This is a genomic window from Enterobacter sp. MGH85 (assembly GCF_001037655.1).
In the GTDB taxonomy this organism is placed as follows: domain Bacteria; phylum Pseudomonadota; class Gammaproteobacteria; order Enterobacterales; family Enterobacteriaceae; genus Enterobacter; species Enterobacter intestinihominis.
This window is the reverse complement of the sequence record NZ_KQ089925.1, coordinates 3063786-3088139: the sequence shown is the minus strand read 5'-3', so window position 1 is coordinate 3088139 and position 24354 is coordinate 3063786. Positions and strand designations below refer to the sequence as shown.

Sequence of the window (24354 nt, the reverse complement as noted above, 5' to 3'; positions counted from 1 at the left end):
AATGCGCCCTTCATGGATTTATGGTCAAAATGCGGAATATCAAGCTTCAGGTTCCGCCTGACTCCCTTTCGGCTATTTCTTCCTTCTCTTCCTGCGGTGGCGTCAGAGGCCCACAGAAACGTTGTGCAAGCCAGGTCGCCAGCGTAACCAGTACCCACGAAATCAGCGTAGCCACCACCAAATCACGCGGCCAGTGCATACCCAGCAGCATCCGGCTGCCCATTACGCCTGTCGCCCAGACCAGCAAAATCGCAATCGTGAGGGTACGTCGACGTGGCCAAAGCAGCCCCACGCCGAGTAGCGCCCAGCTGGCAGCAAACATCGTATGTCCGGAAGGAAACGCAAAGCCGGTCTCTTTTTGCCAGTGTTTGCGTAAAAATGTCGGGATATCCTGCTGTTCCGCAAGCTGTTCTTTCACCAACGCCCCGCGATCCTTACGCTTTAAAGTGTAGAACTCATCTACCGGAATATGGTGCGTTTTTTCCAGCCAGATAACAAAGGGACGGGGTTCCTGCACGCGATCTTTCACCCACGACTTCACCCCCTGCCCGACAAGAATGGCACCTCCGAGAATGGCAAATAATACCAGCGCCGCGCGAAGACGAAAGCGCAGGCACCACAGGAACCAGGCACAGAGCAGCACGTGCGTAATAATCCCCCAGGGCTGGGTGACCGTCTCAGTTATCCAGTATAAGGCTTTCAGCCACGTCTCGTTTTGTCCGGGCTTCCACATCCAGCCGGAGAACCAAACGATCAGGGGTATAACAAGCAATACGGCGGCGCCTGCGGCCGTGCGTCTGGCAATTGAAAGCATGTCCTCTCCTTTTTCACTAAGCACCACAATCATAACTGAATTTCCACCTTCTGGTGGATATGTCGGATCGTGCGTTTAACGTCCGTATAGCGTGGTGGTGATTAGGTGAAGTAGCCGGGCTTGTGGCAAAATAGTCCAATACAGAAAGCAAAATGGGGCAAAGGCACGAAACGTGTCAGCCTGGTATGGAGAATCACATGCAGCTTAAACGTGTGGCAGAAGCCAAACTGCCAACCCCATGGGGCGATTTCCTGATGGTGGGTTTTGAAGAACTGGCAACCGGACAAGATCACGTCGCCCTGGTATACGGTGACATTTCGGGGCAGACGCCGGTACTGTCCCGCGTTCATTCTGAGTGTCTGACCGGTGACGCGCTCTTCAGCCTGCGCTGTGACTGCGGTTTCCAGCTCGAAGCCGCTCTTTCTCATATCGCAGAGGAAGGACGTGGCGTGCTGCTGTATCACCGCCAGGAAGGACGCAATATCGGTCTGCTGAATAAAATCCGCGCCTACGCGTTGCAGGATCAGGGCTATGATACCGTCGAAGCAAACCATCAGCTCGGCTTTGCTGCTGACGAGCGCGATTTCACCCTCTGCGCAGATATGTTCAAGCTGCTGGGCGTGGACGAAGTGCGTCTGTTGACCAATAACCCGAAAAAAGTGGAGATCCTCACTGAAGCGGGCATCAATATCGTTGAACGCGTGCCGCTGATTGTTGGCCGCAATCCGAAAAACGCGCACTACCTCGATACCAAAGCTGCAAAGATGGGGCACCTGCTGAGCGAGTAAACGCAAAACGCCCGGCACTTCTGCCGGGCGAGTTTTATCAATCCAGCATCTTTCGAATCACATAATGTAAAATGCCGTCGTTCTGGTAATAGGTTAGCTCTGTTGCCGTATCAATACGACACCGACAATCCAGCACTTCTGTTGTACCATCTGCCCGCGTTAACTTCACCGGAACGGTTTTACCCGGTTGCAGATTTTGCAGACCGCTGATATCAATCTGCTCTTCCCCGGTCAGACCCAGCGTTTTACGCGTTATGCCCTGCGGGAACTCCAGCGGCAGGATCCCCATCCCGATCAGGTTTGAGCGGTGGATACGTTCAAAGGATTCGGCAATCACCACGCGAACCCCGAGCAGACGTGGACCTTTAGCCGCCCAGTCGCGACTGGAACCAGAGCCGTACTCTTTACCGGCAATAACGGCCAGTGGCGTACCCTCCTGCTGATACTTCATGGCTGCGTCATAAATTGAAATGACCTCTGTATCTGGCAGGTGGCGCGTCATGCCCCCTTCCACGCCCGGGACCATTTCATTACGAATGCGGATGTTGGCAAATGTCCCGCGCATCATCACTTCGTGGTTACCGCGGCGCGAACCGTAGGAGTTAAAATCGCGACGTTCCACGCCACGGCTTTGCAGATACCGACCTGCCGGACTGTCCGCTTTGATGCTCCCCGCTGGTGAGATATGGTCAGTGGTGACGGAATCGCCCAGCATCGCCAGAATGCGCGCGCCGTGAATATCTTTCAGCGGTGCAGGCTCCGCCAGCATCTCATCGAAGAAGGGCGACAGACGAATATAGGTGGAATCATCCTGCCAGTCATAGGTATCGGAACCCACCACGTCAATCGCTTTCCATTCCGCTGTACCTTCGAACACTTCCGCATACTCTTTGCGGAACATCTCGGTGGAAACTTTCTCTACCGCGCGCGCAATTTCACGCGATGATGGCCAGATGTCTTTCAGATAGACAGGTTCATTTTTGCGATCGTGACCAATCGGATCGGTCGCCAGGTTAATGTTCATGTTTCCGGCCAGAGCATAGGCTACAACCAGCGGCGGCGAGGCCAGCCAGTTGGTTTTCACCAGCGGATGAATACGCCCCTCAAAGTTTCGGTTACCGGAAAGTACCGCGCCAACGGTCAAATCACCCTGCTTGATCGCCACTTCAATAGGCTCAGGCAGTGGACCAGAGTTACCGATGCAGGTCGTACAGCCGTAGCCCACAAGGTTAAAGCCCAACTCGTCGAGGTACGGCGTGAGTCTGGCCTGCGCCAGGTAATCGGAAACCACTTTCGAACCAGGCGCCAGGGACGCCTTAACCCACGGCTGTGGCTTGAGTCCCAGTTCTACCGCTTTTTTTGCCAGCAGCCCGGCAGCCATTAACACACTCGGGTTGGACGTGTTGGTACAGGAAGTGATAGCGGCGATCACCACGGCGCCGTCAGGGAGCTGATACTGATGCCCGTTCAGAACATAGTCCACAGGACGGTGATCTTTTTGCGCGGCGTTAACCTCCAGCTCATTGCTGGCGGCAAAGGCTTTCGGAACGTTGCTCAGGGCGACGCGGTCCTGCGGTCGTTTCGGCCCTGCGAGGCTTGCCTCAACGGTGCCCATATCCAGTTCCAGCGTGCTGGTAAATACCGGCTCGTCACCCGGGTTACGCCACATGCCCTGCGCTTTGGTGTAGGCCTCTACGAGCGCCACCTGCTCCTCGCTGCGACCACTGAGGCGCATATACTCAAGCGTAACGCTATCAATCGGGAAAAAGCCGCAGGTCGCACCATATTCCGGCGCCATGTTGGCGATGGTGGCCCGGTCCGCCAGCGGCAGTGAATCCAGACCATCACCATAAAATTCAACGAATTTACCCACCACGCCATGCTTACGCAGCATCTGGGTGACCGTCAGGACCAGATCCGTGGCGGTAATGCCTTCGGACAATTTACCGGTCAGCTTAAAGCCCACCACATCGGGAATGAGCATCGATACCGGCTGGCCGAGCATGGCCGCTTCCGCTTCAATACCACCGACGCCCCAGCCCAGAACGCCAAGGCCGTTAATCATGGTCGTGTGTGAATCGGTGCCCACCAGCGTATCCGGGTAAGCCACCCACTCTTTATCCTGCAATTCACTCCAGACGGCTTTGCCGAGATATTCCAGGTTGACCTGGTGACAAATGCCGGTGCCTGGTGGAACAACGCTGAAGCGGCTGAACGCCTGCTGACCCCATTTGAGGAAGACATAGCGTTCATGGTTACGTTCCATCTCCAGACGGACGTTTTCACCGAAAGCATCGTCGTCACCAAAGTGATCGACGGTGACGGAGTGGTCGATGACGAGGTCTACCGGTGAGAGCGGGTTCACCTTAGCCGTATCGCCCCCGAGACGCTTAACAGCTTCACGCATGGCGGCCAAGTCCACAACCGCCGGCACGCCGGTGAAATCCTGCATCAATACCCTGGCCGGGCGGTAGGCAATTTCTTTGTCTGCGTGAGCATTTTTCAGCCACCCTGCCAGAGCCTGGATATCCTCCTCGGTAACCGAGTCGCCATCTTGCCAGCGCAAGAGGTTTTCCAATAGTACTTTCAACGACTTGGGTAACCGCGAAATGTCCCCAAGCGTCCTGGCAGCCAGCGGTAAGCTGTAGTAGCGCCAGGTTTTATTTTCCGCCTGTAATGTGTCCTTACTGGCTTCGCGTAGGGTTAACGACATAAGCTCCTCCTTAAAAACAGGGATGTCCTGACAATCATCAGGGCTGTAATTAAAGATAACACAAAGATGTCGTAACGTTTTGATAACAACCCAAATTGATAAATTTAGGAATGGTCCAACGCGAGGGATTAAACAAAAAACCCCGCCGTGGCGAGGTTTTACGATTTAGTGTAAGGCCAGCCAGAGGAGCTGACACCAGAAGAGGATCGACGCTGAGAATACGCCGAGCCATGACCAGTATTTTACGGTTGTCATGTTATTCATCATAGGGACACCAGACTTTAATTATTTAAGGATGCGAGGTCTGCCCTCGTTCTATATTGCTGATGTGTATTTATTAAGGAGTACAAAAGTGCACAGTCTTTATTCAGACTATTTGCATCATTACGCAAAAATCAAAATTATTGTTTTTTGGGTTCGTCTTCTGCGAACACATCAATAAAGGCCTGCTGCTGTGGCGTCAGTTGCCAGGAGCCTGGCACGCTGGTTGCTGGCGCCTTACGCGCTTTGTGAGCATTGTCACGAAGCTGACACATCTCTTTTCTCGCGTCAGTACGCACCGTCATGACCATATTCAACCCCAATATTTCCAGACGAGAAGAGCAACAACCACCCAGAACAGGGCAGAGCCGAGAAAGACCGCCAGCCAGGCTTTACGCTTAAGCGCGGGATCCCTTTGCGGTTCTTCACTTCCTGACGGCATTGCTAACCTCATACAATCGATATCGCTTATCATTTAGAGACCAAACAATTGGCACAAGTAATCATCTGATGAGATAAATCCTAAAGAAACTTTAGCCGAAAAGCCAGTGAATTTACGAATCTGAGCCTGGGAAAATTCAATCTTTTGACCAGAAATAAATAATTGAAAAGAATAATTTGCACACCTGTAAATTAGTTTCTACTTTTGTCGCAAATTTGCGACAGTAAAACCCTATTCATCAAATGGGTTATGACGATATATGACAGTAGGCGCAGATGAGGTTAATTCTAATTTAGATTTAAAGGGGGAAACCGGTATCTTTCCAGAAGAGAAAGATACCGGGTGTAATTATTTGGCAGGAAGTTTGATGTCTTTAAACATCTCTTCGATGTCTTCATTGGAGCGTAACGCCACGGCCGTGTCGACCACGTCACGCGTTAAATGCGGTGCGAAGCGCTGAATAAAATCATACATATAGCTGCGAAGGAACGTGCTGCGACGAAAACCTATCTTGGTGGTGCTGTGGCTGAAGATATCATGCGCGTCCAGACGCACCAGATCCGGGTCTGATACAGGATCCACCGCCATGCTGGCAATAACGCCTACGCCCAGACCCAGACGCACGTACGTTTTAATGACGTCCGCATCCGTTGCAGTGAAGACGATTCGTGGCGTTAATCCGGCGCGGTTAAAGGCGGTGTCTAGCTCAGAACGGCCCGTAAATCCGAACGTATAGGTAACCAGCGGGTATTGCGCCAGCTCTTCGATTGTCACTTCGCCCTTCCCCGCCAGCGGATGATCGGGGGTCACGACAATAGAGCGGTTCCAGTGGTAGCACGGGAGCATGACCAGATCATCGTACAGATGAAGAGCTTCCGTCGCGATGGCAAAATCGGCATTGCCTTTAGACACGGCCTCTGCGATTTGCGTCGGTGAGCCCTGATGCATATGCAGGGAAACGCGGGGATAGCGTTCGATGAAACCTTTGATCACCCCGGGAAGCGCATAACGCGCCTGCGTGTGCGTGGTGGCAATATAAAGGGAGCCTTTATCCGGCCAGGTATGTTCCCCGGCGACGGATTTAATGGCGTCGACTTTGGAAAGCACTTCTCGTGCGATGCGAATGATTTCCTGCCCTGCCGGCGTGACCTGAGTCAGGTGCTTACCGCTGCGGGCAAATATCTGAATACCTAATTCATCCTCCAGCATACGCACCTGCTTACTGATGCCAGGCTGCGAGGTATAAAGACCTTCTGCGGTGGAAGAGACATTGAGGTTATGATTGACGACCTCAACGATATAGCGAAGCTGCTGTAATTTCATGCCAGACCATCCGATTTAGCGCATGCGTCAATCGCTTAATACGATTTGATAATAAGAAACGGGTTAACTATAACCACTATATCATTTATAGCCAGGCTGTATAGTACGGAACAAAAAATAATAACTACGTAATAAAAAAGGGCCGGAAGTCCGGCCCTTTTACAGGTAAGTTACGGTAAGGGAAGATTATTTCTTGCCTTCAACCCATTTCCCGTCGACAAAGAAGGCTGACCAACCGGTCGCTTTACCCTCTTTCTCTGCCGCCACGTACTGCTGCTTCGTTTTACGGCTAAAGCGCACCACGGTTTTGTTGCCTTCCGGATCCTGCTGTGGCGCATCGGCCAGGTAACGCAGTTTCTCCGGCAGACGGTCGCGGAAGCGGTACAGCTCTTCTACCAGCGGCGCACGGGTTTCGCGCGATTTCGGGAAGGTGTTGGCCGCCAGGAATACCCCGGCAGCGCCGTCACGCAGCACGAAATACGCATCTGACTTCTCGCACGGCAGCTCAGGAAGCGGAACCGGATCTTCCTTCGGCGGCGCAACTTCACCGTTACGCAGGATCTTACGCGTGTTTTTACAGTCGTCGTTGGTACATGCCATGTACTTACCGAAGCGTCCCATTTTCAGGTGCATTTCGGAACCACATTTCTCACACTCAACGATCGGACCGTCATAGCCCTTAATGCGGAACTCACCTTCTTCGATCTCATAACCGTCGCAGGTTGGGTTATTACCGCAAACGTGCAGTTTACGTTTTGGATCGATCAGGTAGCTGTCCATCGCCGTGCCGCATTTCTTACAGCGGCGCTTGGCGCGTAGTGCGTTGGTCTCCGCATCGTCACCTTCCAGCACGTTGAGAACTTCGTTCTCCGGCACGAGGTTGATGGTGGTTTTGCAACGCTCTTTCGGCGACAGCGCATAACCAGAACAGCCGAGGAACACGCCCGTGGTTGCGGTACGGATCCCCATTTTACGGCCACAGGTTGGGCAGTCGATGCTGGTCAGTACCATCTGGTTAGGCAGCATGCCGCCTTCTTCAGGATCTTTCTCAGCTTTCTCAAGCTGGTTGGTAAAATCGCTGAAGAAGCTATCGAGAACTTTCTTCCACTCGGCCTTATGGCTGGCAACCTCATCGAGACTGTCCTCCATCTGCGCGGTGAAGTCATAGTTCATCAACTCACGGAAGTTAGCTTCCAGACGGTCGGTAACAATCTCACCCATTTTTTCAGCATAGAAACGACGGTTCTCAACGCGAACGTATCCACGATCCTGAATGGTCGAAATGATTGACGCATAGGTAGACGGGCGACCGATGCCGCGTTTTTCCAGCTCTTTTACTAGCGACGCTTCGCTGAAACGCGCAGGCGGCTTGGTGAAGTGCTGGGCCGGTACCAGATCAACCAGCGACAGCTCGTCGCCTTTGTTGACGGAAGGCAGCGTTCTGTCTTCATCACCTTTACGCAGCGCAGGCATCACTTTTGTCCAGCCGTCGAAACGCAGAATGCGGCCGCGCGCTTTCAGGCGGAAATCACCCGCGCCAACGGTCAGCGTAGTGGAGTCGTATTTCGCTGGCGTCATCTGGCAGGCCACGAACTGGCGCCAGATCAGCTGATACAGCTTCTGGGCGTCCGCTTCCATATCTTTAAGAGATTCCGCCAGAACGGAAACGTCAGAAGGACGGATCGCTTCGTGCGCTTCCTGAGAATTCTCTTTGCTGGCGTACTGATTAGGACTGTCCGGCAGGTATTTCTTACCGAAGTTGTCCTCGATATAGCCACGCACCATGCTGACAGCGTCCTGGCTCAGGTTGGTGGAGTCAGTACGCATGTAGGTGATGTAACCCGCTTCATACAAACGCTGGGCCATCATCATGGTTTTCTTCACGCCGTAACCCAGACGCGTACTTGCCGCCTGCTGAAGCGTTGACGTGATAAACGGTGCGCCAGGCTTGCTGCTGGTCGGTTTGTCTTCACGATCCAGCACCTGATAACGCGCTTTTTCCAGCAGCGCTACGGCGGCCATGGTCTGATCGCGATTTTCAGGACGGAACGGTTTGTCGTTGTGGTGGCTCACCTGCAACGGCAGCGCATCGCCGCCCGGCGTGGTGACATTCGCATCCACTTCCCAGAACTCTTCCGGGACAAACGCTTTGATCTCGCGTTCACGTTCGACAACAAGACGAACAGCCACAGACTGCACACGTCCCGCAGACAGGCCGCGAGCGACCTTTTTCCACAGCAACGGCGAAACCATGTAGCCTACAACGCGGTCCATAAAGCGACGCGCCTGCTGAGCGTTAACACGGTCGATATTCAGTTCACCCGGCTTTTCAAACGCCTGACGAATCGCATTCTTTGTAATTTCGTTAAACACTACACGGCTGTAGCGTTTGTCATCACCCCCAATCACTTCCCGCAGGTGCCATGCGATGGCCTCCCCTTCGCGGTCAAGGTCGGTTGCGAGATAAATGTGGTCTGCTTTTTCAGCAAGCTGTTTCAGCTCGTTAACGACTTTTTCTTTGCCTGGCAGCACTTCGTATTGTGCATCCCAGTTGTGCCATGGGTTAACACCCATGCGGTTGACAAGCGCGCTACGTTCATCCTTTTTAGGCTTTTTAGCCCCTTTGGTGGAGGTAGAGTCTGCGCTCTTTTTGCTGGCTGAGCCACTTGTCGGCAAATCGCGAATGTGACCAACGCTGGACTTAACCACGTAGTCATTGCCCAGATATTTATTGATCGTTTTGGCTTTTGCCGGGGACTCAACGATGACGAGAGCTTTACCCATATTCACCTTTACCTAATTTAATTCTTCCAGGAATACGCCGCACGTTGATTTCCCTTCCGCTGACGACGAGCCATTGATATTGCGACGTCGTCAGGGGATATCAACCCCTTTGTCTTACCGAACGTCAGTATGGCGACATCCAGGTCATTGAGTTTTCGGGTATTTTTCTCACATCAAAGTTCATTCGTGACGAATTCCCGGTCGAATGTCAAGCAATTCTGTTGCCAGAATGACGAAAGCGCACACTGTACCTGATAAAATTCGTTACGCAACTTTATTAGCATGCAAAAGCAAATCCCGCCAGCCAGCCCCTGTTCCTTATACCCGCGTATAGCAGGGAAAATTTGCCCCCGAAGCGACCCAGGCGTAGACTATTGTCACTGTTTAAGGAGTGGAATATGCAGAATACGACCCAACCCATTGACCGAGCTTCACTGCTTATCGAAGCAAACAAACTCATTCGCGACCATGAAGACACCCTGGCGGGGATTGAAGCGACTGGCGTGGAACAACGTAATGGCGTGCTGGTGTTCAGCGGTGAATACTTCCTTGATGAACAAGGGTTACCAACCCCGAAAAGCACCGCCGTGTTTAACATGTTTAAATACCTGGCGCATACCCTCTCAGAGAAGTACCACCTGGTCGATTAAAACGAAAACGCGAGGCATCTGCCTCGCGTTTTTCTTTACAGCAGCGGCTTTTGTCCGCGCTGCAACCAGCGTATCAGCAGGCGATCCGCGCTTTCTGCCGCACTATTGGTAAAACGGTCAAGCAGGCGCTTACGTCGGGTGAAGCGCACCCCCACCAGCTCACGGCCTTCCATCAGGTTGAGCAGGAGGTCGTCGCTGGTACCCACTTCATCCACCAGCCCTTTCTCCTGCGCCTGCGTGCCGTACCAGTGTTCGCCCGTAGCCACCTGCTCAATGTCCAGCGTTGGGCGCATGCGGTGCACGAAATCCTTGAACAGATGGTGGGTTTCGTTCAGATCTTCCCGGAACTTCTGCCGTCCCTCTTCGGTATTTTCGCCGAGCAGCGTTAGCGTACGTTTGTACTGACCCGCCGTATGCAATTCGATGTCGATCTCTTTATTTTTCAGGAAACGATTGAAGTTAGGGATCTGCGCAACCACCCCAATCGAGCCGATAATGGAGAACGGTGCTGCGACGATTTTATCCGCCACGCACGCCATCATATAGCCGCCACTCGCCGCGACCTTATCTACCGCCACGGTGAGCGGGATCTGTTTATCCCGCAGACGTTGTAACTGCGAAGCCGCCAGTCCATACCCATGCACTACGCCGCCCGGGCTTTCAAGGCGTACCACCACCTGATCCTGGGCTGTCGCCACGGCCAGCACCGCTGTCACTTCCTCACGCAGAGAGGATACTTCATGCGCATCCATGCTACCTTTAAAATCGAGCACATAGACGCGCGGTTTTGCGACAGCCTGTGGCGTGGCGAGCTTAGCTTTCGCCTTCGCGGCTTTGGCGTCCTGCTTATGTTTTTTCTTATGGGCTTTTAGCCACAGTTTCTGTTGATGATCGTCAAGCAGCGCCAGAGACATCTCTTCCCGCATCTCTTTATACTGCTCGCTCAGGCGGGTAATGCGTAACTCACCACGCTGACGCTTACGCTGCGTCAGGTTGACAATCAGGACGGCAATCACCGCGACAGCAATAACCACCGTCGCAATTTTGGCCAAAAACAACCCATACTGAGAAAGTAATTCCACGCGTTCCACCTTGATTTAACCACGAATCTTTCACGCCAGTGTACAACAGCCCTGCGCAGGCGTCTCGCTCTGGACATTAGCTCTGCGAGGCGGCTTCAGGAATCCCCCGTTTCTGGTTTAAATCTTTGCAAATTGTTAATTTCCCAGCGTTCTGTCCTGTAGACTGATTGAATTCTGACGCGGTTTCGGGCATAAAGCCGAAAAGTCATAAATAAAGGTGCAAGTCACGCCCAATGCGCCTGAGGAGCCACCGTGCATTATCAGCCACAAAAAAACCTTCTACAGAACCGCATCATTCTGGTTACCGGTGCCAGCGACGGGATTGGTCGCGAAGCGGCGCTGACTTATTCTGAATACGGTGCGAGCCTTATTCTGCTGGGACGTAATGAAGAAAAGCTCAAAGCCGTTGCCCGTGAAATCGAAAACGCAGGCGGTACCCCCACGCCCTGGTATACGCTCGATCTGCTGACCTGTACGCCAGCGTCATGTCAGGCCCTTGCCCAGCGCATTAGTACGCATTATTCGCGTCTGGACGGCGTACTGCACAACGCGGGGTTACTGGGCGAAGTGCGCCCGATGGATGAACAGGATCCGGAGATTTGGCAGCAGGTGATGCAGGTTAACGTCAATGGGACGTTTTTCCTGACCCAGGCCTTGCTTCCTTTATTACTTAACTCAGATTCCGGTTCGCTGGTGTTTACCTCCTCCAGCGTGGGGCGTCAGGGTCGTGCGAACTGGGGGGCTTACGCCGCCTCAAAATTTGCCACGGAAGGAATGATGCAGGTGCTGGCCGAAGAGTATCAAAACCGCCATCTGCGGGTTAACTGTATTAACCCTGGCGGTACGCGCACTAAAATGCGTGCCAGCGCGTTCCCGACAGAAGATCCGCAAAAGCTTAAAACCCCGGCCGATATTATGCCTCTTTACCTGTGGCTAATGGGTGACGACAGCCGTCGTAAAACCGGAATGACATTCGATGCTCAGCCAGGCCGCAAACCGGGGATATCGCAATGAGTGAAGACCGTCATCAGCAGCGCCAGCAGCGTCTGAAAGAACAGGTTGATGCACGCGTGGCGGCCGCTCAGGACGAGCGCGGGATCCTCATCGTGTTCACCGGCAACGGCAAAGGCAAAACCACCGCCGCATTTGGGACCGCCACCCGCGCAGTCGGGCACGGTCAGAAAGTGGGCGTGATCCAGTTTATCAAGGGTGAATGGCCCAACGGCGAGCGTAATCTGCTCGAACCGCATGGCGTTGAGTTTCAGGTGATGGCGACCGGTTTTACCTGGGATACCCAGAACCGGGAAACAGATACCGCAGCCTGCCTCGCCGTCTGGGAGCATGCCAAAAGAATGCTCTCTGACCCGTCGCTGAACATGGTGTTGCTGGATGAGATCACGTATATGGTGGCCTATGACTACCTGCCGCTGGAAGCCGTGCTGGAGGCCCTCAGGAACCGCCCTGCACACCAGACGGCGATCGTCACGGGGCGCGGGTGTCATCGGGACATTCTGGAGCTGGCCGATACCATCAGCGAGCTGCGTCCGGTTAAGCATGCGTTCGATGCGGGTATCAAAGCGCAAATAGGGATTGATTACTGAAGAAAAAAGCCCGGTATATTCACCGGGCTTTTAGATTAACCGTTGTTATTACGGCTGCCAGAGCGGCGATTGCTGCTAACCTGACTGTGACGTTTAACCGCACGGCGGATCTGGTTCGCCTTCATACGACGACGATCTTTCTCTACCGCCACTTTCGATGTGGTTTCTGGCGTCAGGCTAACCAGATCGCGCAGGTAGTTAGTTTGCGTCAGATCCAGCTCGGTATAGCCGCCACGTGGCAGGCCTTTCGGCAGCAGGATGTCGCCATAGCGGACACGAATCAAACGGCTTACCTGGACACCGACCGCTTCCCACAGACGACGCACCTCGCGGTTACGTCCCTCTGTCAGGGTAACGTTGTACCACTGGTTAATGCCTTCACCACCGGTAAACTTGATGGTTTTGAACGCCGCTGGGCCGTCTTCCAGCTGAACGCCACGCGACAGATCGCGCAGTTTGTTCTCATCAACCTGGCCGAAAACACGAACGGCGTATTCACGCTCCACTTCACGACTCGGGTGCATCAGGCGGTTTGCCAGTTCACCATCGGTGGTGAACAGCAGCAGGCCACAGGTATTCACGTCCAGACGCCCTACGGCAATCCAGCGGGCGCCACGCAGTTTTGGCAGACGGTCGAACACCGTCGGGCGGCCTTCCGGATCGTTGCGGGTACACAGTTCGCCTTCCGGCTTGTAGTAAGCCAGCACGCGGCAGATCTGTTCAGCGGACTCTTTCACGGAGATAAGATGGCCGTCAATGCGGATCTTCAGCCCCGGTACGATTTCAACGCGGTCACCGAGTGTGGCGATTTTACCGTCCACACTCACGCGACCTGCTTCAATAATGGCTTCGATTTCACGGCGCGAACCGTGGCCGGCACGCGCCAGCACTTTCTGTAACTTCTCGCTCATTGAGCTTCCTCAGGTGTCGCCTTCACAGGCGTCTGGTATACTTTCTAAAACAACGAGTTAGCCAATAAATCGACTTAACTCACTGATCTGTAACTCTTTCATGGTACACAGCATGGCAAACAACGTGTCACACAAGCTGTCACACACAATGATTCGTGGGCGCACATACTACACTAACTTTAGACTAAATGATTCAACAAGTTTTGTGCGTCTGAGTCTCGGTACTGATAGCCGAAAGCAAGCAGAAGTGATCATGAATCAGATCCGCCCTTTCATTCCCCTTGTGCAGAATGGAACGATGAGCCTCGAAGAGTTCAAACGCAAAATGCAAGGCTACCGAGCTGCCACTAAGCAGGACTTTGACAACTATCTTCTACATGCACTCGAAAGAGATATTGCAGAGGTGGAGCGTCTGCCGGAGTTAGGACAGTGGCACAGAAACATACATCCTAATTGTCTATTATCTGCTTCAGATACGGTAGAAGCCGCACAAGGCTATTCGGAAGCTCACTTCCAACGCGTGGTTAATGGTAGCGATCAGACAGCAAACGAAGTGCTTGCAAGTCTTCACATGAAGAAACTTGAACTTTCCAAGGGAGATTTGCCCTTTGCGAATCAAGTAGGTGCTGCACTTGATATGAGCCGCGCGACCGTCGCGCAAGCCTATGAAGCATTCTATTCGAAAGATTTGCTACGATATCGCCAACTCATTGCAACACTGCAAAATCAGTTAGAAGAGCAGAAACTAAAATCTTCACCCCAAAGTAGGGTTGAAACAAACCAGGCTTTTTCAACGGAAGTTAAAGATACCGCAAGCCAAGCAATCAAACTTTCCGAAGCATGGACGCAGTATGTTGAAGAAAAAGGTCAAAAATGGCGAGCAAGCATCGCTAACGAGAACCAGCGTTTCTTTGATGTGCTGATTTACGTTATTGGTGATAAACCGATTGATCGGGTTACTAAGCAAGATATTCGTGAAGCGCTGAAAGTGACCGAAAACTTACCTACTCGTACTAAGCTGCCATACAAGCGCCTATCTTTGCCTGAATGCATTGATTATGACGTACCAGAGGAAGATCTGATCAGTAGTCAGCATGTTGAAAAACATCTCAAGATCTGGCGCTCGCTTTTTAAAACTTACCTCGTCGAAACCAAAGACCAGTTAGAGAAATCCCCAACCGATGGAATCACATATGAGGTGAAGCCTAATCGGAGAGGTCATTTCAGCAACACTGAGTTGAGTAAGCTTAAAACCAAGCTGTTCTCACTGGAAAATAACGATTGGCGCAAATGGTACTTCCTCACCCTCATTTATACTGGTGCTCGACGTGGCGAGATTGCCTCTATCAGAAAGCGGGACATCCGTTTAGATGAAGAAACTTCACGCTGGTACATTTATATAGAAGACGGGAAAACCGAACATGCCCAACGCCAGATACCACTCAATAAGGTTTTAGAGTCAGGTTTACTCAGTCTTGCCGATGCTCTAAACGATGGTGATCTGATTTTCAGTGACTTACCTAACTACACCACAGCAACAGTCGAATGGGGTAAGTTGATGAATGAAACAGGTATCCCTGATTATGATGAGTTTGGGCTAAAAAGGCGCATACATAGTCTTCGTCACACCTTCGTAAGCCATTGCCTTGCATCTGGGGGCGTGTCTTTACCTTTGATGCAGTTTGTAGTTGGTCATTCCCGAACCCAAAGTTTAGGCGTCACCTCTATTTACACGCATCGCCCACCGCTTAAAGACCTGTTATGTGTAGTTGACTTCCAGAACTAAAAAAGGGGCTGATGCCCCATTTATATCTTCCCGCTCAAGAACACATAAATCCTCAGCCCCCTAACCCATGATTAGGAATGATCTGAAATTTATTTTCCCCCCATATTTCAATCGCTTATATCAATCGTTATTATCAATCGTATATTGCTAATTGATCGCTTTTATTGATCAGCATTTTTAAATGCATCATTATCAGTCTGTTACATTCATGGAGTAAACACATGCAGACTCAATTTATCGCGGAAATAATTGTGAGCATTGACGAGAGGTTGTTAGGCGTTGAGCTTCTCACTCGCTTCATTACCTCAGATGGACGTCCCCTTCACCCTGAGTTCGTAATTTCATCTTGGGATTTAGATAGGAAGCGGCTTTTCCTATACGAACAATGTGGAAACATTGCCATTAAGCAAACGTGGTTCGAGCAAAAGAATCTATTTTGTACACTGAACATTGATCAGCAAATGGCTTTTCTGATACGTCATGACTACATACTTAGACAAACTTTCGAATCGATGCCATTCATCAAACTTGAACTTTCTGAGCATTTCCCTGGTTTGGATAAGGGATTGAAAAGTCCCTTATTAAAATCGCTGAGCCAGGGTGTAAATGGGCTATGGCTCGATGACCTTGGCGCAGGAAACGCGAATGTAGTTAGTTTGATGGAAGGATACTTTGAGGTTGTAAAGGTAGATCGCTGCTTCTTTAATGAACAGGTGCAGAAACCAACCTTCAACCAGCTGATTGCATCAATCAAAAAACACTGTGACAAAATTATTATTGAAGGGATTGAGAATAGAGATCATATGGGGTTACTGCGTGAGGTGGGGATTTGGGGATTACAGGGGTATCTTTTTAAATCTGTCCCTTTTAAAAACGTGGATTTATTGCTGTAGTGTTGAAACCATCAAAAAAGGGGCTTACGCCCCTTTGATGTATCACCCGCCTGTACTGCTTTGACCGCTCAAGGCTGACAAGGTTAGTGACTGTGCGAAACTTGCTTGTGAGGCTCTCGCCTGGAAATCAATGTAATCGCTTAATCTTGAGCTATCGCTGGCGATGGTGAGCGGAACAGACGCTTCAAGATTGAGATTGAATACAGGTGCAAGGTTGTACGATGGCGCACTATTGGTGCTGGTTAGGGATGATATAGCAGAATCACGAAGCGCTCCCCCTCGCAGAGAATCACCATTCAGGCCGTACTGTTCTACCGCTGTCCCTGTAGGCTTATCATCTATTCCTAACCAACCTTTAACAGCATGACCGACACTACGGGTATTAAACCCTGTCTTGTCCTGCACCCAATCGGCAGCACTGTTGGCACTTCCTGTAACAGCACCATCATACAAACTCTGTGCCGCTGGTTTGTTAGCATTGCTAAACCACTCTGGGAAACGAGAGCGAAGCCCAGCATTGATATCACTCACCACACTGGAAATCTCACCCACAAATCCGGTGATTTCTTTCGAGAGATTGCCTAACCCCTCTCCGAGCATTCCAGCCGATTCAGTAATCACTTTGGTGTTCTTCACAAGGTCATCACCACCATCAGCGAAGCCTTTCATGAATCCGGTGAATAAAGAATTATCCACACCATTCATCAGATTACCCATTGCCACAGACAGATCGCCGTAAGCGTAGGTTTGTTTGATTTGCTCGTCGTTAAGAGTTTGACCACTTTCCACAAGCTGTTTCAGCGTCTTGTTATACTCAGCTCCGTTATTCATGAACATATCTGTGTAGTGCATCAGGTCATCACCTAAACTCTCAATCAGCGTACCAATCTGAGCCTGTGACATACCACGGCGTTGCCCTTCATTCACTGTAGCTTGAACAAAATCGAGTGGTGAATCTTGGAACTTGGAAATCTGATCCTTACTCCATCCAAATTTGTTCATTATCGACGTAATGCCACCATCCCCACCCTTCCATTCGCCATTCTTCATTTGAGCATCGTTAACAGTCATGGCGAGGCGTTCACGAACATCTTTCATATTATCAACGGCTTTAGATGTATTAGCTGAGTCAACCCCATGTTGCTGCCCCCAGGCTACCATTGTCTTGATTGCATTAGGATTTGTCTTAACAAGAGCCGACTGTCGCACCAGGTCAAGATTTTCATTCCCTTTGTCAACAATTCGCTGCCCCACTCCGAGGGAGCCAGCCGTTAACGCAAGGCTTCCTAATACCCCACCACCGACGATAGGAGCATTCCCGCCCTTCTGAGCCTTTAGCTTAGTGGCTGCTGCGGCATACTGGGTACGCTGTGCCTGTGTCACTTTGGCTTGCTGTGCGGCTTCTCTGCGTAACAGGGTTACACGCTCACGAATAGATGCGTTCATACGGTCACTGGTCAGATTGCCTTTGGCAAATTCCTCTGTTTGCTGACGTATGAAACGTAACGCTTCATATTGAGATTTAGGATCAAGTCCGTATTTACCTTTAATTCCTGACACTTGTAGCCCTGCATGGTGAAGTTTAAGCTCGGCTGTCTCTTGGCGCTTCTGTAGCTGCTGCTTCGCTTTCAGATTGGCCTTTTCATCCCTGGCTTTCTGCTTCTGCGCCGCACGTTGGGCTTTCATTTCCTTCGTATCACGAGGTTTATCATTAAAACGTGCATCATCGGCTTGTTGACGAGCTTTCTGTCTGCGCTGCTTCTGAGCCTGGAAGCGAATCTTGGGATCGGCTATTTTCTGGAAGTGCTTTTGAAGGTTATCCGCTGCGGCTTTAGCCAGAGCAATGCTCTGCTTATCCACCACGAATGTAACCGTCGTCTTGATGGAAGCTACGTTGATATCAAGCATCGCCACCGCCTTTCTGATCCAAGAAGTGATGAATTGCCGCTTCGACGGTTTCACCACGGAAAATACGCGCTCTAACGCCCGTATACGATATCTCTAATAGCTCGCAAAGCTGGCTCACCTTGAGCAGCCCTTCTGCATCGTCTGCACTCAGTCGGACGTGTAGGCCACGATTGGATTTGAGTATGAGTTCCACCTCTATCTTTCCTCATATTCTGGAAATAAAAAAAGGGATGCAACCAGAGCCACAATTGCGCTGTGGATTAGTGAGCATCCCTCATTAAAACGCCTGATTATTTCCAGCGGCAGGCTGCCGCTTGCTCATTAAGCAGTGATGGTGATTTTCACCTGCATACCTAACGCATGGTTAACTGGCAGTGCTGAGTTTTCGTGCATAACGTGGTAAGCATCGCCGCGCTCGCTCAGGTAGCCCCAGGAGTAGTATTCAGCAGGTGCAGCATCAATCAGCGCAAAGTTGCCGAGGCAGCGCCGTAGATGTTCTGATAAGGGTTTGTACTGCCACTGCCCTTGCTGAACACCGGAACCGCCACCATCTCAATCATCTGGCATCTGTGCAAGGATCAGCGTGTCTGTGACCTTCACAAAATCTACTGGGCTACCAGGTAGGCTAAAGGTTGAAACACCAGGGAGAAGCTCGTGACGCTGGTAGAACAGGTTACGGTCGTCATATGGCGCTACATACTGGAACGCTTTAGACATACTGTCAGAGAAGCGAATCTGGCTGAATGCAGCAGGTTTAGCGAATACGATCACTCGTTCAATCTGACCAGCCAATCCACCTGCGGCAGCCTGAACTTTGTCTAAGATGGCATCAAAATCCTGTGCCGCTGTCGCTGCACTCACGCTGGCTGTCATTGGCACAACGCCAAACAATTCAGCATAAGAGATCAGCAGGTCATCAGTTGCAGGTGTATACACCTGACCAGAGAAGAGTGATCGTGCGAGGTAACTTTCACGGGTTCGAAGGTAAGCAATTTTATGTTTCCCAGTGTATTCGGTGTACAGGTCTGTAACGGTTTGTTCGTAATCAGTGCCTTGTACCCTTTTCCCTTGTACGTCTACTGGTTTGAAGGTGTCTTCCCTTGCAAACCAAGGAATCTCCACCAAATATTCTTTGCCGCTCTGACGCGCGGTAGTGTCGTGGTTTGATGAATAACGGCTCTGCGGGGTGTTAAACAGGCTGGTGTTATCTTCCAGCAGCTGTGTCACCACCACTTTCGGATTCTGAACACCTACTTCGTCGAAGAGGTCGAGGGCATTCATAAGGTAGTTACGTTCCGGCAGGGCCTGGAAGATTGGCGCTAAATCGACCATCTCACGCCCAATTGCGATTTTAATCATTATTTATCTTCCTTGCTTAAGAGGTGAAAAATTCACGAGTGGCGAAGCCTTGCGCCTGTAATGCGCTGATCGCTGCTGCGTGGTTAGCTGCATTCAGGTTGTCGGCTTTGAGCGCTACGAAGCTGCCAACATTAGGCGCACGTAGGACATTCACGGTTTTACCGTCGCAGCACTCACAATATCACTTACCACCACAAAGGCATTATCGCCAGAGGTATAGAGAGCGCCATCAGCCCCGATGACATCGGCGCATTGAATATCCGCTGGCAGGTCGAAAACACGACCTTCTACGACTGCAAAAGAATCAGTGGCGTAGCTCACAATGTCTGTGAAGCTCTTACGAACCGGGAAAAGTTCGGTTAGGTCTACAATCATTGTTGTTTGATTTCCTTGGATTTGATTGCGATCCGTTCCTGCATACTAAGTTGAGGAGTGTCCTCAGAAGGGAAATAACGCTCTACAGCGAGTTCAATTTCTTCTATAGTGCATCCTGCCATTTCAGCCACTTTAGCTGTTATTTCAGGGTTAACTTGAATCACTTCGGATTTGTATTTTAGGATTCGGTCGCGATTATTTAATAGAAACATGTTGTTCCTTCGCGTTGTGTCTGCGTACAACATAAATGCTGTATGCAGGGTAAAGAGAAGGGCTACCGAAGTAGCCCTGAAGAGTATGCCCTTGTTAGAAAGCATTCTGTTAAAATCATTTTCGTTTCGGAGGATCATGATGTTAAAGAATGACATCTAAAATAATGAAGGGCGCAACTGTTACGAATAACAGAAGAAGGATCGCCCGTCATTGCTCCCACTTCAAAACAGAAGCCCTTCTGTCATGGCGAGAAGTGGGAATGGAATCTCAATATCACCACTGGAATAGTAATAAGAGATTGCCAGCCTGAACGTAACTACCACTGACGGCATTTATTCAGTCTGACTACATTCACCCTAACGGGGTTATAAGGTTTAGAGCAAAGAATTTGCTCTCTGAAAGAGAATGTGCGCGGTGATTGTCCGTTACCACCCGACACAAGTGGGAACGCCCGCGCATTCCTTCGGAACTAAACAAGACAAAGAAGAAAGAACCAACACTTTCAGAGAGAACATTCGAATGGAAAGAGTGCCGCTATGGGAAACGGCATTCAGGAGGGAGAAGTGATTCGAATTCTATCCATACTTCTTATTCTATAACATTTCTGTTAATTTGTCAATACCCAAACCGAAATTTTATTCACTTTCCTTGCATTTTTATTCAAATTTGCTTACTGCGTATTTCTCGGCAATGGCTCCTGCCAGTTCCGCAAGTTCGGCGGTGATGTATTGCAGGGAGCAAGCAAGCTCCTCCATATCATTGGCAATGCGCCACGCCTGATCCACGGTGACGGTATCCCCGTTCATCTGCACCAGGTGCTCTACAGCAGCATACCAGTGTTCAAGGGCAGTGATTGCCTGTTCAGTGTATTGCACCGCCTCCAGGAGCACGGAGGGCGTTCTCTCACGCCACGCCTTATTAACAAGCTGTAGGGTTGGTAAATGCCAAATATCGTGGAAAGAGTTAATTAGGGTGTTCACGTTGTTCACGATGTCCAAAGTTTTAAGAGTCATAATGTTCCTTGGTATCAAATAGGGTGTCAAAGTCGCGGGTTAAATTGTTAAGGTGATTAACCGAAAGCCAGCCGCAATAATGTTCGTATGAGGAGAAATTAAGAATTTGCCACTTCTTAAGATTCGATGAATCAACATTAAAGATTTTCATCTTCCTGGGTTTCCAGAATGCACCTGGGCAGCTATTGAGAATATCCTGTAATGCGCCCATCTCGTCAGGAGACATTGCAGGGCTATTCTCTTCAATTATTGTAGTTTGCCATTCACCAGGAACAGAATTGTATTCCTTCGAAAGGCGAGATAGATTTTGAAAATCAGATGTTCGTAATAATGATTGTGCGTTTCGTTCAAATTTTGTAACTACGTTACGTTTTCTTTTCGTCCCATTCATTCCTCGTAGAGGGAAACTTCCGTGTTTTCTCGTTAATGTCCATACTGCGTAAAATGCAAATAACCAATACATAGCGATGATCATAAAAGTTTCCCGATTGTTGTTATTTAGTCGTTCGAATAAATGATCTCATAATCCGAGATCATAGATTTTATTGTTATGTCGAGATGTCCAGCTTCTTTAAAATCGATCACACCGAAAGATTTAAGAGAATGTAGTCAGAACATCACACCACCTTGCGAACATCCAGAACGTTCGATAATGTCACCGTAGCTGATCTTTGTCGGTTTGGATTTATAGAAGTAATGCAGGGTTTCTAACACACGCTTTCCAGCGTCATTAATCTGAATACGGTCAACGCCGTATTTCACTAAGTATTGTATCAATTAGTCCTCCTGGTTAAAATGGCTACAAGCGCCCTGTTATTTCGAAGAGATTCCTCTTCATTTTCAAATGTTCTATTGCGGCTGGGTTGGTTAGTTTCCCCTGACTTTCGAATAACACGAGGTATGGCAGATCGTAATCCTGGAAAACTAAGAAGCGATCAGATGCGTCGTTTAACCTTTCAAAGGCTAACCCATCAAAACGTTCGTCTCGTGGCGTTTTAAACTCGAATGGGGAAACGGTTTGCTGTTTGGCGGGTGCTTTCCTTGCCGCTGGTTTCTTCGTGGGCTTCACTTTTTCAGGCGCTGGCGTTTCCTCTTCCGGTGCTTCCTCAAGCTCGCACATCGGATCGGCTTTCGCCTCTTCGCGTTGCACCTCTAATTGCACCTCTGGAGTTACGTCTTCATTAGATTTGCCAAACACGGGATGTTTCAGACAGTCCACCCAATCAGGATCGGCTTTATCTTCCAGCGCGTTACGATCACGTTCTAAGAGGAAGTTTTCCGGCGTGAGCGGTGTAACAGTCCATTGATTGGATCGCTTTGGATTATCACTGGAAATAAGACCGATCTTTCTCAGCTTTGCAACAATACGTGTTGCCGTTGCTGGGCTGACACCAATACTTTGACCAAGCTGATCGACGTTATCGTAATAAGTACCGCCCAACTCTTTCACGAAGTAATAGTAGCGATGCCGCATCCTGACGTAAAAATCTTTGTCATTGTTTGTGAGTGACTCTGTAATGCCTGATTTCAGATTGGTGATCCTGGTGCATTCGAGAAATGCTGTTTCAGATGGAACATAATCGAAATCGTTAGTATCGATGTATTTTATTTTGGTCATTGGTTATTATTCCTTGTTTGTCGTCACCGCTTGCGCGGTTAATAGGTGAGTTTGGGATCACTTGCCCTCTGTTAATTTCTCCGCGTGCTGGTCAAGAATAGAAAGAATGTATTCTCTTACGGTAATTCTTTGCGCTCTCGCTGCCTTAAAAAGAGCTTGAAACGTTGAATCATCAATTTTCAGAGTAGTGAATGCCTTCCCCTTTGGGGTTGCGTTTATAATGTCGCTCATTTGGTTTCTCCTTCTGGTTTAGTCGTTGGTGGTGGTTTCAGCCTGTTCAGCTTTCCATTGATCGTAAAGTTCGATTCCTTTACGCAATCTTTCAGCGTGTTCCAAATATCCTTGACGCTGTGCTGCTGCTCGCTGGCTGTTAAGTGCCTTGCGGGTCTTGTCTCCAGTTTTCAAAGCCTCGAAGACAAGTTCTGGGTTGAAATACTTAACTTTGATTCTCCTTGTGTGAGATAAACGAAAACACCATCCAGGGAGAACGTTAATAACGTTGCCTGATAGTGCGGTGTAATTTGGATTGTTTGCGTTAGGCTGGATGCCTAAGAAGGTAACGGGATGAATGCTTTCATCACCCGACAAAACTTACTATAACATGAAATGATTTCAAAGTCAATAGCTAATTTCAAAATTAAGTGAATTAAAATTTTAACACACTCAAGCTATTTGTTCAACCCCTTCTCACACTAACAAAACCTCCTGTATCGCGTTCTGAGAGCTTTTGTTACATCGGTAGCAATCTACATCCCCTACCCTCTCAAAACCGCTTAAAGCGCGTCTGAGGCGTTCTATTCGCATCAAGTCCGCCCTCTGGCACTTACCGAAACCAATAGCACAACTACTGAGGGATAACGTTAGTTATCAGGATAGTAGGTGTTGGGATTGGATTGAGGCTGGATGAACTGGCACACGGTACGAGTGATAGTGAAGCCTGAGCCACTGACTTACTGAAACCTTGCACGTAATGAAATGGAGAGTAAGAGGTGAAGTTAGTCAGCTTATCAGATGGACAATCAACGGTAGTTGGTTGGTCAGATGGTAATTCCGCGCACAGCGCAATGGTATTCGCCCACGGCGAAATCATCGTGTGCAACCGTTTCACGGTGGCAAAGCCATTGCACCATACAGAATGTATAGATAACGCTTTGCTGCGTCGTGAGCGGAACGAGGCCAGCCAACGTAGCCCGAAAGGAAGCGAAGTAAGGCTGCTTGCCAGGAGTGACGGCGATAGACGCCAGGCAAAAGGTCTTTTGCGACAAGCGCAAAAACATAGATCTTCTAAAAGCTCTCTTTTAGAGATCGCTTTTAGAATCTCTTTGTATAGCACCTCAATTTGAGGGTTATCCTGCCAATCTATCCCTCATTTTGAGGGTTATATCTTGAGTTTATCCCTCAATTTGATGGCTATCCGATTATCACAGGTGCAAATACACCTCAATTTGAGGGTTATCCAAAGTACCGATCAGACCTTCACCCAACGGTAGACCGTCGCCCTGCTCACTCCAAATCGCACATGCAACAATCCTAAGAACAGCCAGAGGCAAATCTTAGATTATCCCTATCAAAAAACTACATTAATAACGCCAAAACCTATCTTAAATGCCAGGTAAAGATTGCCGTTGTTACAGGGATAAAGTTGCCATAGTTAGCAAATAGTAACTATCACTCACTTATGCGGAAACCGTACTACGCAAGGCTTACAGCGGTCATTGTCCACAATGAGCACTTCCATATTCGATGCACTGTGCTGAACGAGTTTTCTAAATTGAAACGATGTTTCTTTTTCCATGCCAAAACCCGCCAATTCATTAGCA

At 49.8% G+C, this 24354-nt stretch carries 24 protein-coding genes and 2 pseudogenes; 7 read left to right on the top strand and 19 right to left on the bottom strand.

Annotation, left to right across the window (positions count from 1 at the left end; all coding sequences use genetic code 11):
- Positions 1 to 46 precede the first annotated feature (46 nt).
- The gene (gene pgpB / locus SK51_RS14520) at positions 47 to 814 is read right to left on the bottom strand and encodes a phosphatidylglycerophosphatase B (RefSeq protein ID WP_032622464.1); all 768 of its coding nucleotides are present in this window, start codon (positions 812 to 814) and stop codon (positions 47 to 49) included.
- A gap of 197 nt (positions 815 to 1011) precedes the next feature.
- Here pgpB and ribA point away from each other — a divergent pair, with 197 nt between their 5' ends.
- Positions 1012 to 1602 carry a GTP cyclohydrolase II gene (gene ribA / locus SK51_RS14515; protein ID WP_013096372.1) on the top strand — a complete coding sequence of 197 codons (591 nt, stop codon included), beginning with the start codon at positions 1012 to 1014 and terminating at the stop codon, positions 1600 to 1602.
- 37 nt (positions 1603 to 1639) lie between these two features.
- Here ribA and acnA read toward each other — a convergent pair whose 3' ends face one another.
- The 6 genes from acnA to topA all read right to left on the bottom strand — a co-directional run bounded on the left by acnA (position 1640) and on the right by topA (position 9125).
- The gene (gene acnA / locus SK51_RS14510; protein ID WP_023306390.1) at positions 1640 to 4315 is read right to left on the bottom strand and encodes an aconitate hydratase AcnA; all 2676 of its coding nucleotides are present in this window, start codon (positions 4313 to 4315) and stop codon (positions 1640 to 1642) included.
- Positions 4316 to 4480: 165 nt separating this feature from the next.
- On the bottom strand, positions 4481 to 4579 hold the full coding sequence (ymiC, locus tag SK51_RS25645) for a small membrane protein YmiC (protein WP_032103392.1): 99 nt from the start codon (positions 4577 to 4579) through the stop codon (positions 4481 to 4483).
- A gap of 137 nt (positions 4580 to 4716) precedes the next feature.
- Positions 4717 to 4881, bottom strand: a complete 165-nt coding sequence (locus SK51_RS25440) for a hypothetical protein (RefSeq protein WP_162274234.1) — start codon at positions 4879 to 4881, stop codon at positions 4717 to 4719.
- Positions 4882 to 4889: 8 nt separating this feature from the next.
- Complete coding sequence (locus tag SK51_RS14495) at positions 4890 to 5030, bottom strand: YmiA family putative membrane protein (protein WP_096168876.1); 141 nt, start codon at positions 5028 to 5030, stop codon at positions 4890 to 4892.
- Positions 5031 to 5366: 336 nt separating this feature from the next.
- Entirely contained in the window at positions 5367 to 6341 is a 975-nt protein-coding gene (gene cysB / locus SK51_RS14490; RefSeq protein ID WP_006810844.1) for an HTH-type transcriptional regulator CysB, read from the bottom strand.
- A gap of 186 nt (positions 6342 to 6527) precedes the next feature.
- Positions 6528 to 9125, bottom strand: a complete 2598-nt coding sequence (gene topA / locus SK51_RS14485) for a type I DNA topoisomerase (protein ID WP_022648322.1) — start codon at positions 9123 to 9125, stop codon at positions 6528 to 6530.
- A gap of 398 nt (positions 9126 to 9523) precedes the next feature.
- Here topA and SK51_RS14480 point away from each other — a divergent pair, with 398 nt between their 5' ends.
- Positions 9524 to 9775, top strand: coding sequence for a YciN family protein (locus SK51_RS14480; RefSeq protein ID WP_003856804.1), 252 nt, complete (start codon positions 9524 to 9526; stop codon positions 9773 to 9775).
- Positions 9776 to 9810: 35 nt separating this feature from the next.
- Here the strand turns inward: SK51_RS14480 and sohB are convergent, their stop codons facing one another.
- On the bottom strand, positions 9811 to 10857 hold the full coding sequence (gene sohB / locus SK51_RS14475) for a protease SohB (RefSeq protein WP_023306391.1): 1047 nt from the start codon (positions 10855 to 10857) through the stop codon (positions 9811 to 9813).
- A gap of 252 nt (positions 10858 to 11109) precedes the next feature.
- Here sohB and SK51_RS14470 point away from each other — a divergent pair, with 252 nt between their 5' ends.
- Both SK51_RS14470 and cobO read left to right on the top strand, forming a co-directional pair.
- Positions 11110 to 11871, top strand: a complete 762-nt coding sequence (locus SK51_RS14470; protein WP_023300261.1) for a YciK family oxidoreductase — start codon at positions 11110 to 11112, stop codon at positions 11869 to 11871.
- Positions 11868 to 12458: a cob(I)yrinic acid a,c-diamide adenosyltransferase gene (gene cobO, locus SK51_RS14465; protein WP_023300262.1), complete on the top strand. Its 591-nt coding sequence runs from the start codon at positions 11868 to 11870 to the stop codon at positions 12456 to 12458. The genes SK51_RS14470 and cobO overlap by 4 nt, the downstream gene beginning before the upstream one ends.
- Before the next feature lie 35 nt (positions 12459 to 12493).
- Here cobO and rluB read toward each other — a convergent pair whose 3' ends face one another.
- Positions 12494 to 13369, bottom strand: coding sequence for a 23S rRNA pseudouridine(2605) synthase RluB (rluB, locus tag SK51_RS14460; RefSeq protein WP_023306392.1), 876 nt, complete (start codon positions 13367 to 13369; stop codon positions 12494 to 12496).
- A gap of 112 nt (positions 13370 to 13481) precedes the next feature.
- Between rluB and SK51_RS14455 the strand changes: the two genes are divergently transcribed.
- Together SK51_RS14455 and SK51_RS14450 are read left to right on the top strand one after the other, a co-directional pair.
- Positions 13482 to 15155: a tyrosine-type recombinase/integrase gene (locus tag SK51_RS14455; RefSeq protein ID WP_047359884.1), complete on the top strand. Its 1674-nt coding sequence runs from the start codon at positions 13482 to 13484 to the stop codon at positions 15153 to 15155.
- 221 nt (positions 15156 to 15376) lie between these two features.
- A complete protein-coding gene (locus SK51_RS14450) occupies positions 15377 to 16048 on the top strand; it encodes an EAL domain-containing protein (RefSeq protein WP_032676205.1) in 672 nt (223 codons plus the stop codon).
- Positions 16049 to 16090: 42 nt separating this feature from the next.
- Here the strand turns inward: SK51_RS14450 and SK51_RS14445 are convergent, their stop codons facing one another.
- From SK51_RS14445 to SK51_RS25290, 10 genes and pseudogenes are all read right to left on the bottom strand, one after another.
- Entirely contained in the window at positions 16091 to 17956 is a 1866-nt protein-coding gene (locus tag SK51_RS14445) for a cell envelope integrity TolA family protein (protein WP_048206780.1), read from the bottom strand.
- Positions 17949 to 18149 (bottom strand): hypothetical protein, encoded by a 201-nt coding sequence (locus SK51_RS14440; RefSeq protein WP_023303161.1) that lies wholly within the window; start codon positions 18147 to 18149, stop codon positions 17949 to 17951. Before SK51_RS14440 ends, SK51_RS14445 begins: the two co-directional genes overlap by 8 nt.
- Positions 18150 to 18277: 128 nt before the next feature.
- Positions 18278 to 19315: pseudogene (locus tag SK51_RS14435) on the bottom strand (major capsid protein).
- Positions 19316 to 19331: 16 nt separating this feature from the next.
- Positions 19332 to 19690: pseudogene (locus tag SK51_RS14430) on the bottom strand (hypothetical protein).
- The gene (locus SK51_RS14425) at positions 19687 to 19902 is read right to left on the bottom strand and encodes a hypothetical protein (RefSeq protein WP_023303158.1); all 216 of its coding nucleotides are present in this window, start codon (positions 19900 to 19902) and stop codon (positions 19687 to 19689) included. The pseudogene SK51_RS14430 and the gene SK51_RS14425 overlap by 4 nt, the downstream one beginning before the upstream one ends.
- A 657-nt stretch (positions 19903 to 20559) precedes the next feature.
- Positions 20560 to 20916, bottom strand: coding sequence for a hypothetical protein (locus tag SK51_RS14420; RefSeq protein ID WP_048206779.1), 357 nt, complete (start codon positions 20914 to 20916; stop codon positions 20560 to 20562).
- On the bottom strand, positions 20906 to 21391 hold the full coding sequence (locus SK51_RS25640) for a hypothetical protein (protein ID WP_230679793.1): 486 nt from the start codon (positions 21389 to 21391) through the stop codon (positions 20906 to 20908). The genes SK51_RS14420 and SK51_RS25640 overlap by 11 nt, the downstream gene beginning before the upstream one ends.
- A 324-nt stretch (positions 21392 to 21715) precedes the next feature.
- Positions 21716 to 22534 carry a Fic family protein gene (locus tag SK51_RS14410; protein WP_032676202.1) on the bottom strand — a complete coding sequence of 273 codons (819 nt, stop codon included), beginning with the start codon at positions 22532 to 22534 and terminating at the stop codon, positions 21716 to 21718.
- Between the two features lie 57 nt (positions 22535 to 22591).
- The gene (locus SK51_RS25435; RefSeq protein ID WP_023306402.1) at positions 22592 to 22765 is read right to left on the bottom strand and encodes a hypothetical protein; all 174 of its coding nucleotides are present in this window, start codon (positions 22763 to 22765) and stop codon (positions 22592 to 22594) included.
- 18 nt (positions 22766 to 22783) lie between these two features.
- Entirely contained in the window at positions 22784 to 23122 is a 339-nt protein-coding gene (locus SK51_RS25290; RefSeq protein ID WP_123906476.1) for a hypothetical protein, read from the bottom strand.
- A gap of 401 nt (positions 23123 to 23523) precedes the next feature.
- On the opposite strand from SK51_RS25290, the gene SK51_RS25285 reads away from it, so the two are divergent.
- A complete protein-coding gene (locus tag SK51_RS25285; RefSeq protein WP_123906478.1) occupies positions 23524 to 23877 on the top strand; it encodes a hypothetical protein in 354 nt (117 codons plus the stop codon).
- The last annotated feature ends 477 nt before the right edge of the window (positions 23878 to 24354 follow it).

Excerpts from the sequence above, each read along its gene's own strand:
- pgpB (WP_032622464.1), bottom strand. The coding sequence starts at position 814 with ATGCTTTCAATTGCCAGACGCACGGCCGCAGGCGCCGCCGTATTGCTT.
- ribA (WP_013096372.1), top strand. The coding sequence starts at position 1,012 with ATGCAGCTTAAACGTGTGGCAGAAGCCAAACTGCCAACCCCATGGGGC.
- acnA (WP_023306390.1), bottom strand. The coding sequence starts at position 4,315 with ATGTCGTTAACCCTACGCGAAGCCAGTAAGGACACATTACAGGCGGAA.
- ymiC (WP_032103392.1), bottom strand. The coding sequence starts at position 4,579 with ATGAATAACATGACAACCGTAAAATACTGGTCATGGCTCGGCGTATTC.
- SK51_RS25440 (WP_162274234.1), bottom strand. The coding sequence starts at position 4,881 with ATGACGGTGCGTACTGACGCGAGAAAAGAGATGTGTCAGCTTCGTGAC.
- SK51_RS14495 (WP_096168876.1), bottom strand. The coding sequence starts at position 5,030 with ATGAGGTTAGCAATGCCGTCAGGAAGTGAAGAACCGCAAAGGGATCCC.
- cysB (WP_006810844.1), bottom strand. The coding sequence starts at position 6,341 with ATGAAATTACAGCAGCTTCGCTATATCGTTGAGGTCGTCAATCATAAC.
- topA (WP_022648322.1), bottom strand. The coding sequence starts at position 9,125 with ATGGGTAAAGCTCTCGTCATCGTTGAGTCCCCGGCAAAAGCCAAAACG.
- SK51_RS14480 (WP_003856804.1), top strand. The coding sequence starts at position 9,524 with ATGCAGAATACGACCCAACCCATTGACCGAGCTTCACTGCTTATCGAA.
- cobO (WP_023300262.1), top strand. The coding sequence starts at position 11,868 with ATGAGTGAAGACCGTCATCAGCAGCGCCAGCAGCGTCTGAAAGAACAG.
- rluB (WP_023306392.1), bottom strand. The coding sequence starts at position 13,369 with ATGAGCGAGAAGTTACAGAAAGTGCTGGCGCGTGCCGGCCACGGTTCG.
- SK51_RS14455 (WP_047359884.1), top strand. The coding sequence starts at position 13,482 with ATGGCAAACAACGTGTCACACAAGCTGTCACACACAATGATTCGTGGG.
- SK51_RS14450 (WP_032676205.1), top strand. The coding sequence starts at position 15,377 with ATGCAGACTCAATTTATCGCGGAAATAATTGTGAGCATTGACGAGAGG.
- SK51_RS14445 (WP_048206780.1), bottom strand. The coding sequence starts at position 17,956 with ATGCTTGATATCAACGTAGCTTCCATCAAGACGACGGTTACATTCGTG.
- SK51_RS14425 (WP_023303158.1), bottom strand. The coding sequence starts at position 19,902 with ATGTTTCTATTAAATAATCGCGACCGAATCCTAAAATACAAATCCGAA.
- SK51_RS14420 (WP_048206779.1), bottom strand. The coding sequence starts at position 20,916 with ATGACTCTTAAAACTTTGGACATCGTGAACAACGTGAACACCCTAATT.
- SK51_RS25640 (WP_230679793.1), bottom strand. The coding sequence starts at position 21,391 with ATGATCATCGCTATGTATTGGTTATTTGCATTTTACGCAGTATGGACA.
- SK51_RS14410 (WP_032676202.1), bottom strand. The coding sequence starts at position 22,534 with ATGACCAAAATAAAATACATCGATACTAACGATTTCGATTATGTTCCA.
- SK51_RS25435 (WP_023306402.1), bottom strand. The coding sequence starts at position 22,765 with ATGAGCGACATTATAAACGCAACCCCAAAGGGGAAGGCATTCACTACT.